This window comes from Varibaculum sp., from assembly GCF_008661855.1.
In the GTDB taxonomy this organism is placed as follows: Bacteria; Actinomycetota; Actinomycetes; order Actinomycetales; family Actinomycetaceae; genus Varibaculum; species Varibaculum timonense_A.
Genome location: NZ_RPZY01000054.1, coordinates 67188 through 78723, shown reverse-complemented (window position 1 = coordinate 78723; position 11536 = coordinate 67188). Strand labels below are relative to the sequence as shown.

10 protein-coding genes are annotated in these 11536 nt (G+C 50.1%); 7 read left to right on the top strand and 3 right to left on the bottom strand.

Annotated features, from left to right (window positions below):
- On the top strand, positions 1 to 632 hold a 632-nt coding region (locus QZT94_RS06770; RefSeq protein ID WP_296773312.1), incomplete at its 5' end, for a DUF3159 domain-containing protein.
- A 16-nt stretch (positions 633 to 648) separates the two neighbouring features.
- On the opposite strand, the gene QZT94_RS06765 is transcribed toward QZT94_RS06770, so the two are convergent.
- Together QZT94_RS06765 and QZT94_RS06760 are read right to left on the bottom strand one after the other, a co-directional pair.
- Complete coding sequence (locus QZT94_RS06765; protein ID WP_072509409.1) at positions 649 to 1350, bottom strand: TrkA family potassium uptake protein; 702 nt, start codon at positions 1348 to 1350, stop codon at positions 649 to 651.
- A 1-nt stretch (position 1351) separates the two neighbouring features.
- Positions 1352 to 2059 carry a TrkA family potassium uptake protein gene (locus tag QZT94_RS06760; RefSeq protein ID WP_296761057.1) on the bottom strand — a complete coding sequence of 236 codons (708 nt, stop codon included), beginning with the start codon at positions 2057 to 2059 and terminating at the stop codon, positions 1352 to 1354.
- 56 nt (positions 2060 to 2115) lie between these two features.
- Between QZT94_RS06760 and QZT94_RS06755 the strand changes: the two genes are divergently transcribed.
- Positions 2116 to 4275: an APC family permease gene (locus QZT94_RS06755; RefSeq protein WP_296761056.1), complete on the top strand. Its 2160-nt coding sequence runs from the start codon at positions 2116 to 2118 to the stop codon at positions 4273 to 4275.
- Positions 4276 to 4277: 2 nt separating this feature from the next.
- Positions 4278 to 5765 carry a hypothetical protein gene (locus QZT94_RS06750; RefSeq protein WP_270625585.1) on the top strand — a complete coding sequence of 496 codons (1488 nt, stop codon included), beginning with the start codon at positions 4278 to 4280 and terminating at the stop codon, positions 5763 to 5765.
- Between the two features lie 204 nt (positions 5766 to 5969).
- On the opposite strand, the gene QZT94_RS06745 is transcribed toward QZT94_RS06750, so the two are convergent.
- On the bottom strand, positions 5970 to 7244 hold the full coding sequence (locus QZT94_RS06745; RefSeq protein ID WP_270625586.1) for a DUF4143 domain-containing protein: 1275 nt from the start codon (positions 7242 to 7244) through the stop codon (positions 5970 to 5972).
- 284 nt (positions 7245 to 7528) lie between these two features.
- Here QZT94_RS06745 and QZT94_RS06740 point away from each other — a divergent pair, with 284 nt between their 5' ends.
- Genes QZT94_RS06740 through QZT94_RS06725 form a run of 4 tightly spaced genes read left to right on the top strand, consistent with a single transcriptional unit; the run spans position 7529 to position 11349 of the window.
- Positions 7529 to 8470 (top strand): zinc ABC transporter substrate-binding protein, encoded by a 942-nt coding sequence (locus tag QZT94_RS06740; protein WP_072509414.1) that lies wholly within the window; start codon positions 7529 to 7531, stop codon positions 8468 to 8470.
- Positions 8467 to 9150 (top strand): ATP-binding cassette domain-containing protein, encoded by a 684-nt coding sequence (locus QZT94_RS06735; protein ID WP_024059114.1) that lies wholly within the window; start codon positions 8467 to 8469, stop codon positions 9148 to 9150. The genes QZT94_RS06740 and QZT94_RS06735 overlap by 4 nt, the downstream gene beginning before the upstream one ends.
- Positions 9131 to 9922 (top strand): metal ABC transporter permease, encoded by a 792-nt coding sequence (locus QZT94_RS06730; protein ID WP_024059113.1) that lies wholly within the window; start codon positions 9131 to 9133, stop codon positions 9920 to 9922. The genes QZT94_RS06735 and QZT94_RS06730 overlap by 20 nt, the downstream gene beginning before the upstream one ends.
- A gap of 8 nt (positions 9923 to 9930) precedes the next feature.
- Positions 9931 to 11349, top strand: a complete 1419-nt coding sequence (locus QZT94_RS06725; RefSeq protein WP_296761051.1) for a hypothetical protein — start codon at positions 9931 to 9933, stop codon at positions 11347 to 11349.
- Positions 11350 to 11536 lie beyond the last annotated feature (187 nt).

Sequence of the window (11536 nt, the reverse complement as noted above, 5' to 3'; positions counted from 1 at the left end):
GGATTGGGGCGCAACTGGGGGCTAAACAGTTCTCGGTGAGTGCAGCAATCGGAGGTCCTTGGGGAGCTTTAGAAGCCACTCTGCCCACCCTCTTGGTGGTAGCAGTCTATCCTTTCATGCATTCCCTGCGCCTGCCGGTAATCTTAGCGCTGGCTGCCACGTTTATTTTTGCGTCTATTCGTCTGCTACGCCGTCAAAGCTTAAGGCAAGTATTAGCCGGTCTTGCCGGCACTTTAATCAGTGTGTTTTGGGCCTGGCGTAGCGGGCAAGTCGAGAATTTTTTCGCTTTCGGTTTTTGGATAAACGGGGTTTACGCAGCGGTATTAGTCGTCACTATTCTTTGTCGGCGACCAGCTATTGGGTGGCTAGTTGCGGGGATAAGCGGAAAACTGAGCAGTTGGCGTAAACACAGTTCCCGTAGGTTCTATAACCTTGCCCGGACTTGCACCTGGATGTGGGTGGCACTGTTCACGGTGAGATTAGCGGTAGAACTACCCCTGTATTACGCGAATTTGTTGGTTCCGCTGGGAGTAGCCCGCCTTATTCTAGGTCTGCCCGCATTCGCCCTCGTCGGTTATTTCAACTGGGCTCTACTGCGCGAGGAAACCGCTAAATTACGGGCTAGCGATTAGCTGATTTAGGAACTAACTAATCCTCTTGTGCGGGGTCGGTGATTTCTTCGGGAGGGGGAGCAAATAGGGTACTAATCTGCTCTAAATCAGCTTCGGTTTCGGAACTGAAAAGAATCAACAACTCATCTAGACCTTGCAGTAGCGTATCCGGGCGAGGTGACAGAGGACGAGAATCCCGCAAAACCGCTGCTAACACCACCGAGGGAGGTAAATCTAAGGTAGATAGAGGACTGCCGATTAACGGTGAATCTTCCGGAACCGTCAATGAATACATATTCGTGTCGGAAGTGTGGAAACGGAACAAATGTACCGGAATCCCCACCGACACCACTTCCTCTACCAGGGAAGTCATAACTCGCGGGGTGGACACGGCAACATCTACGCCCCAGGCGTCATCAAAAAGCCACTCGTTTTTCGGGTTGTTTACCCGCGCCACCGTTTTCGGCACCCCAAACTCGGTTTTAGCTAGCAGACAGGCAACCAGATTCACTTTGTCGTTCCCGGTAGCGCACACCACTACATCGGCTTGCCTGATTTCGGCTTTCGAGAGAGCATCCAGGGAGCAGGCGTCCCCTAAAACCCAATCCGCTTGCGGAATCGAGGCAACCTCCATCCGGGAAGGATGGTTGTCCAACATAGTAACTTCATAGCCGTTAGCTACCAGTTCTCTAGCTATGGAACGTCCCACAGAGCCGGCTCCGGCAATCACAATCCGCATTTTAATCCTCCTGCTGTGGGGGACGTTTGAAAGCCCGCTCGATTTCGGCTGCCCTTTCGGCGGGGACAGTACAAATCAGTTCGTCACCTTGTTGAACAACCAGGGTAGATAGGTTGAAATAGGCTTCGCCGTCTCGCCCGATATAGGCGATTTTAATATCTAGTAGTTTCTGGATTTGCTGCAAACTAAGCCCTAGCCAGTATTCACTGGGGATAACTCGCAGGATTTTCACCTGGTAAACCGAGTCGCAATAGACAACTTGGGAATCATTGGGCAGCATTTGTCGCAACATTTCCGAGGCTGTCCACGACACCGGAGAAGTAGTGTTGATTCCAAGTTTGCGATAAATCTCGGCGCGGCGAATATCGTAAATCCGGGCAACCACGCGGTCTATCCCAAAGGTCTCACGGGCAATACGGGCCGCCAAAATATTGGTGTTGTCCCCGTTCGAGATAGCCGCAAAAGCGTAGGCTTCCTCGATATTGGCTCTTTCTAGCACTTCCCGATCGAAACCGATTCCGCTAACTTTTTGACCCGAAAAATCGGTGGGAAGTTTACGGAAAGCCTCGGTGTTGGAGTCGATAATAGCTACCGAGTGCCCCTGTTCGTCCAGGGTCTGTGCAATCCGGGCTCCTACTCTGCCCGAACCTAAAACAACGAAGTGCATGGAAGTAGCGTAAACCTTTTTTCCAGTATTTTCAGCTTCCACCTGGTTAGCAACTGTAAGATTTCTGTAGATAGTGGGATGATCGGGAGGTGAAAGGTATGCAAAACCGTTTCAAATCTCAGGCAGATACTGGGCAGTCCGCTGCTGATAGCGGATTACCAAAACGCTACGCGCTGCCGGTTTTCACTACTAACGCGCTTTCTTCTGTCTCCTATGCCCCCGACCAGATTCTTCTCACCTTAGGGTTGGGAGGAATCTTTGCATCCGGTATTTCGCTATGGGTGGGGTTAGCGGTATTTGCGGTGATGGCGATAATAATTATTTCTTATCGGCAAGTGGTACGTGCCTACCCTAGCGGAGGGGGAGACTATGAAGTCTCGCGGGAAAATTTGGGACTTTCAGCTGCCTTGGTTACGGTTAGCGCCTTGCTCGTTGATTACTGTTTAACTATCGCGGTTTCAACAACGGTAGGTGCGCACTATCTTTCGGCGTTGATTCCCGCGTTTAGCGACTATCAAATAGAGGTAGCTTTAAGCATGGTCGCGCTATTGACTGTACTTAACCTGTTGGGGGTGCGCGAGTCTGGGCGGCTATTCGCTATCCCCGCCTATCTGTTTATGGGGGCTATCGGTCTGCTCGCGGTTTTCGGGCTAGTGCAAGAGGGGATGGGAACGCTAGGGCAAGCTGCCAGCGCGTCACTAAAGATCATGCCACTTGAGCCTTATCAGGCAGGACTTACGGGATTAGGAGGAGTGCTGCTGTTCCTGCGCGCATTTTCCGGAGGGTGCGTCGCCTTGAGCGGAGTTGAAGGGATTAGTAACGCAGTTCCGGCTTTTAATCGACCGCGTCCTAAAAACGCGCGAATCACCCTGGTGCTGTTCGGGCTGATTAGTGCCACTATGATGCTTTGCGTCCTGCACCTAGCGAAAGTTACGGGAGTTAAGGTTCCTGCTTTTGATTCTCAGATTCTTCCCCCTGATAATCACCTAACTACCAGGGAGATTCCCCCGGTAATTTCACAGTTAGCCGACACAGTATTTACTTCTGTCCCGCTCATCGCTTTTTTGGTTACTGCCACCACCGCCTTGATATTAGTTTTTGCGGCTCACAGTGCTTTTAACTGGTTCTCCCAGCTGACTCAGGTACTTTCACGCGACAGATTCTTGCCTCCGCAGTTTTTTCGACGGGGAGATAGGCGTTCCATCTCGCTTTCGGTTTTCCTACCTGCCCTGTTGGCAGCAGTATTGATTTGTGTAACCAATGCCCACGCCACCAAGTTAATCCACATGTATATAGTGGGTGTGTTTATTTCTTTGACTGTTTCGCAGCTGGGAATGCTTAGATATTGGAAAGTTAAACTCAGGATTCGCACCTTTAAGGAGAGTAGAAAAGTTTTGCGTCGCCGTTGGATAGTAAACGCAATTGGGTTTATCTGCACCGCAACCGTACTTGCGGTGGTAACTCTTTCTCGTTTTACCTACGGCTCCTGGGTGGCGTTAGCGCTGATGGCAGTGGTGTTTTTGCTGTTATGGTCGATTGGTAGCTACTATCGGCACTCCGGTAAGCAAATAACCGTTACTGATTACGAAGCCGGTCGGGCGATGCCCTCGCGGGTTCAAAGCCTGGTACTGGTTTCTAAACTGGATAAACCCACGATGCGTGCGATTGCGTATGCCCGTGCCGCACACCCGTCCTCATTATCGTTAGTACACGTAGATATTGATTCCGCAGAGTTCAACAGCCTTAAAGAAAACTGGCTTGCCAGTGGGCTGGAAATCCCGCTTACCGTTTTGGCCTCGCCTTTCCGCGACATAAATGGTCCTTTAGTGCAACATATCCGATCGCTGCGTCGGCGCTGTCCGCGCGACCTAGTGACGGTTTATATCCCCTTCTACTTGGTGAAATATCCTTGGCAAAAGTATTTACATAATCGCTCTGCCAAGCATATTCGCCGCCAGCTACGGGATATACCAGGGGTGCTGGTGGTGCTGGTTCCTTGGAACCTGTCTGATAGCTTAGAACGGGCAGCGCTGCGGGCTGGAGTTGAGCCTTTGCGTCCTCCCGAAGAATACCGTCACTCATCCCCGGTGTTTAGAGGTCGTCCGCAAGATTTAACTAAAGGAGCTTTCATGGGCGACGATGGGCATTTGCCCTGGCTCGATAGTGTCCACGGGGGTTGGGGGATAGAACAGAGTCGCAATGACCGAAAAGATCGCTATCACCAGAACACTCAACCCGATTTTTCTGCTGAGCTTTAACTATGAATGAACTTACTCTGCGGTTATTACGCCCCGTGCATGGCGGTTACTGCCTGGCATACCAGGACGGTCAAACCTATATGGTGCGTTTCGGACTGCCGGGCGAGCAGGTAAAAGCCGTTCCGGTCGCTAAAAAAGGCAAAGTTATTTTTGCTGAGGTGGGCGCGGTACTGGAAAGTTCCCCGCACCGCCGTGAACCTATTTGGGCATCGGCAGGCCCTGGCGGGGTTGGAGGGGCAGATTTATGTCACGTAAAACTGTCTTACCAACGCACCTGGAAGGCTGAGGTGCTGGCGGATTGCTTGCGGCGCTTAGGGGGCGAGGAAGTTTACGCGCAAGCGGCGGCTGCCAGTGGGGGAGAGCTGAGCTGCCAAGGCGTGAGTAGTGGCTGCGTGGGCGCGGGTACTCAGGCCGGTGATTCAGTAGCAGAAGCCGCGGGCGGTGAGAGAGTGGATAACGCTAGCGGCGACAAGGAGGCTAGTGGCGAAGACGGTCTGAGATACCGTTTGCGCGCCGATTTTGAGGTTAGTGGTGCCGGGCGGTTGGCGATGACTAAATTCCGCGGGGAAGAGCTACAAGAGATTACCAGTTTCCCCCTAGCCGATTCAGTTATTAGTGACTCGTCCCTATTTAGACACCCGGATTTATGGGGCAAGGTGCTTGTGCCCTCCGGGCGCATCCGGGCTTGGGCGAGTGCGAGAGGGCTGCGGGTATGGGATGGGCGTACTCTATTTGACGAGGACGGGTACGCCCTTAATGAGAAAAGTATCCGTTTAACAGTTTCTGGCTTCGGGGAATATCAGGTTGCCCCAGATGGGTTTTGGCAAGCACACCGCGAAGCAGCACGGGTTTTGTGTGAACAGGTAATCGCGGCGGCTAGTAGTGACTGCGAGCCAGGTAGCGCGGCGCTTTCTGCTCCAGGAGAGGGGAGAGGAAATGCGGTAAGCGGCGAGGGTGCCGACACCGCCCAGGAGAGTGGGAGCGCCGCGGCGAGCGAGAATAGTGAGCCTCTGCTGACGCCCGGAAACCGGCAGTGGAAAGAAATCCTGGAACTATATTCGGGCGCGGGGCTGTTTTCGCGTCCTCTGGCTAAAATTTTGGACAGGGGAGGACGGCTTTCTACTTTGGAGGGTTCAAAGACGGCAGTGAAAATGGCGCGCAAGAATCTTTCGGGAGTTCCTGGACGTATTGATGTTCGAGCTGGGCGGGTAGATGCCCGGGCGCTCGCGGATTATGCGGGCAATATGAGGACGCCGCCCCTGGTGGTAATGGATCCGCCGCGCAACGGTGCGGGACAAAAAGTGATGGCGGCGCTGACAAACCTAGAGCCAGAGCGGATTATCTACGTAGCCTGCGATCCGGCATCGTTAGCCCGCGACCTAAAAGTCGCCGTATCCCACGGCTACCAGATTACGTCCTTACAGTCCTACGACCTCTTCCCCCACACCCACCATTTCGAGTGTGTTGCTTTGCTGTCAAGGGTTTATTAGATATGGGTATTTTTGTCTTTGTATAGCAGGGGGCGCGGTTCTATGGTTAGAAGGATTAAGCTGTTTCCTGCGATTTTTGAGTGCGATTTGGCTTTTAATCTTACGGGTGAGTGTAGTTTGCAAACGTAATAGCTATGTTTTGATAAAAAATATATTTAATCCCAGGAAACGAAAAAGGCTAAAAACAGGATTCATATTTTGTTCTCAGTTTTTTAGGCAACCAATAGGAACTACATAAACGCCATCTTTGCGCCGATAAGCCCAGTCGCCGGTTCCTGTCAAAACCATAAGAAAAGATGGAGTATTCATTTTCCCGGTATCGATTTTTGCTTCCATTGACTTTAAAGTCTCTGCACCGTATTCAATTAGCTTGTCGCCACCAAGTTTAATTTCAATGAGACCGTATTTGCCGTTCCTTAAGTGAATAACTACGTCGCATTCCTGTTCATTTTTATCTCGGTAGTGATAAGCCTTCCCTCCGAGGCTATCAGCAAAAACGCGCAAGTCTCTGATGCAGAGTGTCTCAAATACAAATCCGAAAGTCTTTAAATCATTTAATAAGTCGTTTGGCCCTATTCCCAAAGCTGCTGTCGCAATAGAAGGGTCTACAAAGTAGCGCGTGTCGGCAGAACGAATAGCGGTTTTTGATCTCAAATTAGGATTCCAAGCAGGTAAATCCTCTACGACAAAGATTTTGCGAAGTGCATTAACATAAGAGGCAACAGTTTCCTCGTTGATAGCAGCTGCTTCGTTTATAGAAATATCCTGTGCAAGTACGGTATTTGGTACTTGACCTCCTTGATTTCTTGCATAGGAACGCATAAGGCGTTTAACTCTCTCGGCATCCTTTTGTACGTTATCAGCGCGGTTAATGTCGGAGTGAACAACAGCGTCGTAGTAATCAATAGCTTGATCTAAAGCTATCTCATCGCGCATATCAGCCGCTTGTGGCCATCCTCCACGGCACGCAAGGAAAGCCAGACGGTCAATACTTAGAGTAGTGCCGCCATCAATTTCTGACATTCCCGCAAATAAGTCTCCCAAGCTGACTTCACCTGTGGAATCCCCTGATTCATACAAGCTCATAGGTCTCATTGTTAGCCAAGTAAAGCGTCCAGTACCGGAATGGGTAATTTCCTGGGTGTCCGCTGGAACAGCAGAACCAGTGAGAATGAACTGTCCAAGTTCGTTACGGTGGTCAACCTCGAAACGGATTGTGTCCCAAAGTTTTGGAGCAAGTTGCCATTCGTCAATCAATCTAGGGGTATTTCCCTGTAGTAATCTCTTCGCATTTAGCTCTGACATGGCAATATTTTGTTCTTTGCGTTCCGGGTCGTCCATATATAGAACGCTTGCAGCAATCTGTTCTGCGGTGGTGGTCTTCCCGCTCCACTTTGGACCTTCAATCACTACCGCACCTTTGCCCTCCAGCTTCCTCTTTAAAATATCGTCAGCAATTCTCTCTCTGTACTTCCTCAATTCAGTCGCCCCATTTCTACTTTCACTGCCTATCTAATTATTGATTCTACCATTGCTTTCCGACGATTGGCGGTGATCCGTTCCGACGATTGGCCGTAATTCACACCGACGATTGGCGGTATTCTGTGCCGACGATTGGCGGTAGTGAGGAAGTGGCGCAATCTCGTTCTCGGGTTTGTGAGTATCCTCAACTCTCCTAAATTGATAACCATTCTCATTACCGTTAAGATTAGTGGGTAAGTAAAAGTCAGTGAAAATCAAACTAGAGAACCGTTAGGAATATCGTGCAAAAAAATAGACTAAAGGCGCTGGTGTCTTCCGTCATTGCCGCCGTTTTTCTGCTGTCTACGGCCGGATGTGCAACCAACTCTCAAAGCGCGAATGTGGGCAACAAATCTGAGTCGAAAAAACCCCTCCTGTATGCCACGTTTTTCCCAGTGGCCGACCTGAGTAAACAAATCGTGGGTGACAAAATGGAGGTAAAATCCGTGATTTCGGGTTCTCAGGAACCTCACGATTTTGAACTGCAAACTGCCCAGCGGGCAGAACTATCTAAAGCCGACTTGATTGTTTACAACGGAGCCGGCATGGAAAGCTTTATTTCAGATTTACGCGAAGCGATAGGGAAAGACGAAAAATTCCTTGATTTATCGCAAGGGCTAACGCTGCTAAAAAACAAAGATGCCGCGCGCACTGACAACACCGCAATCAACCCTCATACTTGGCTGAGCGTAAAAAATGCGCAAATCGAGTTGCAAACTATTTGCGAAAAAGTAAGTGCTATCGACCCGGACAATGCCCGCTACTACCGGGATAATCTAAAGAAAGCTCAAGAAAAGTTCCAGGCGCTAGATAAAAAGTTCCAACAGGAAATAGCTAAAATCCCTGCCGAAAAACGCTACTTTGTTGCCTCCCATGCCGCCTTTAACTATCTGGCGGACGACTATGGACTAAAACAGGTAGCGGTCACCGGAATCTCTCCCGAGGACGAACCCTCAGCTAACCAATTGGCTACGATTGCTGAATTCGTTAAAAAGCATCAAATCAGCACCATTTTCTTTGAAGGGAAAGCCACTCCGAAAGTCGCAGAAACTCTAGCGCGCACTACCGGAGCGAAAACCGGAACCCTCTACACCATGGAGCACCTAACTAAAGAGGAAGAAAACCTGGGATACCTCGGGCTAATGCAAAAAAACCTCACTAACCTGATGGAATCCTTCCGATGAGTAACGTACTGGAAATAGAAAAACTCCACTTTACCTACGGAGAATATCCGCTCTTACAAGGAGTTAATCTCTCGCTGGCAGCCGGAAAATTTGCAGCGATAGTAGGGGGAAACGGCGCCGGAAAAACCACCTTGATGAACCTAATCCTCGGAAAACTCAAAGCAGAAACAGGACAAATCCGGCTGTTTGAAGATTCGCTCAGCGCCGATAATCACTATCGCGACCTCGCCTACCTATCCCAAGAAGCTGTCAGCAGATACCGAAATTTTCCCACCACGGTTAAAGAACTACTCAAGATGTATTTAGCGCAGCTCAAACAGAAAACAGCCCCGGAAGCATTACTGGAAAACGTGGGGCTAACGGCGGTGCAAAATCATCGGCTAAGTGAACTATCTGGCGGGCAATTGCAGCGGGTAGGTCTGCTAGTGGCACTGCTGAAACAGGCGCGCCTAATTCTTCTTGACGAGCCAACCGGTGGGGTAGACCAGCAGTTCTCCCTAGAGTTGTATCAGATATTGCGCCGGCAATGCCTAGCCGGCAACTCCGTCCTAATGATTACCCATCATCTAACGGAAGCCGTCTCTTTCCTAGATGAAGCCTACCGCCTTGAAAGAGGAGTCCTAACTCGCCTCCAGCTGGAAGAATATAAAAGGAGTGCCGGTGAATCTGCTTGCCTATGACTTCATGCAGCGCGCTTTTCTGGTAGGAACCATCCTGGCAGTACTTTTACCCCTAATCGGATTACCGATTGTGCTCAAACGCCTGTCAATGATGGGCGATACGCTCTCTCATTCCTCCCTCGCGGGAGTGGCCGCTGGGTTAGCCTTCGGATTTAATCCCCTAGTAGGCTCGGTTGTAGCCTGCGTAATTGCTGCTTTAGGGGTGGAGGCGCTTAGGGCTCGTTTGCGTGCCTATCAAGAAATATCTACCGTCATTATTTTGGCTGCCTCAATCGGTCTGGCGGGGATTTTCACCAGTTTCTCCGGTGGCTCTAGCGCTATCACCACCTATCTATTTGGGTCGATAGTAACCCTCGGTGACCTCGAGTTATATCTGGTACTGGGGGTGGGAGTGGTAGTTTTAGTTATTTACAAACTCCTGTACCGCCACCTTTATCTCACGCTATTTGATACTGAAGTTGCCAGATTGCTGGGGATTAACTCTCGAAAGCTGAACTTTGTGTTCTCCCTGCTGGTGGCACTGTCAGTCTCGGTAGCTGCCAAAACCATTGGCTCGCTAATAGTCTCCTCTATCCTGGTCATCCCCTCAATTTGCGCCATGCAATTGGCTAAAACCTATCGCGGTACGCTCCTAGTTTCGATAGGAGCCTCCCTCGTGTTCGTGTACGCGGGGCTAATTATCTCGTACTACCAAAACCTGCGCCCCGGCGCGGTAATCGTCCTCATATCCGTATTCGGGCTGTTAGCAGCCTTGGTGTTTCGCAAAAAGTAAGGAGAAAAATGAAAATTAATAAAGTAATAATTGGGGTTGCAGTGGCATTAACCCTGGTGCTTACCTCAAGCGCATTTGCGCTGGGGCTGGCTTTTAGAGGTGGCAATGAACTTCAATCCCGAGGGAGCGCTATCTCTGCTGCGGGAAGAACGACTGCGCAACCAAAAGAGCCCAAATATAAGCAAGATGAAACCACGGAAGTGTTAGTAGATGCGGAAGTTGCTAACAATGAGATCGTAAGAGTCAGGAAGCATGGAGATCACTGGCACGTCTACACTAAGGACGGCCGGGAAATCATTACCTACACTGACCCTTCAAAAGCAAAGAATGCTGGTCAGTTAAAAGGAGCTGCCAAAGTAGTTTCCACTTCTCAACTGTCCTCTCTCGCGTCAAATGCGGTAGTAAAGATATTGAAACACGGCGATCACTACCATGTTTACACTGCTGATGGTCGAGAGTTCATTACCTATAGTGATCCGCGCTCTTTATATCCTGGGGTTGCAGTCGGAACTTATAACGGCAGCCATGGGAGCGGGAGAGTAACCGTACCTAGCGTCTGGTCACCGCGTCCAGCAGGCCCGTCCTCCCCCTTTAATCCAGCAGTTAGCTCAAAAGGAAACAAAGGAACGACCGGTAGCCATACTAAACCGGCTCCGGGAGGCAAACTGCCTTTTGTGTCGGTCGTTTCCTTGCAGCAGCTGGCGAAACTGCCAATCGTGAAGATTTTGCAACACGGAGATCACTATCATGCCTACACCAAGGACGGGCAGGAATTTATTACTTACGATAATCCCGCCAAGGTGTTCCCGCGAATCAAGATAGGGCAATACAGCGGATCGCACTCCGGTAGCGCAAATGCAAGCAAGCCCGATAAGGAGCAGACCCCAAAGCCGGAAGCAGAGCCAAAGCCAAAGCCTAAACCGGGAAGTGGAAAACAAGACCCCAATGATCCGGAACGGGTCGTAAGAATTGAACGCCACGGTGACCATTGGCATCTGCACTTCGCCGATGGACACGAGGGGATTAGTTATACGGATCCCTCCGCGTTATATCCCGATATTAAAATTACGGAATATCAGGAAGAAAAACCGAAAGATACTTCGCCGATTGATGAAGATGAACGTTTCACCTATGACGAGGTAGAAGCGAAACTGATTGTGCCCTTAAAGTACATTACTTACGGAAATGTCATCCATGCCACCCGGTATGACCATGAAAAACAGCGCTTTGTGATTCCTCATTACGATCACTACCACTACATGACTTTGGATACGATTATTCAGTTCGCCAAAGGTGGTAAAGACAATATGTTCCATGGGTATAGCGCCCGGCAGGTGGTTGCTACCTTGAAGTATTTGATTATGCACCCTGAGGCTCGTCCCAAGGGAGAAAACGGGTGGGGGAGCGCTGCCGATATTGAATCCTAAAAGAGAGATTTTGGCTCTGCCTACTACAAAGGCGGTAAAAATTAGATAAGTATTTTCTTTTATAAATCCCTTACTTTTGGGGAATGATTACCAGGACGGGGGTCGGGTAATGGCGGTAGCTATTACCCGACCCCCATTCATGTTCCTGCACTTAAAGTGGGGTGACGGTCAAAAGGTGTCCCTCATT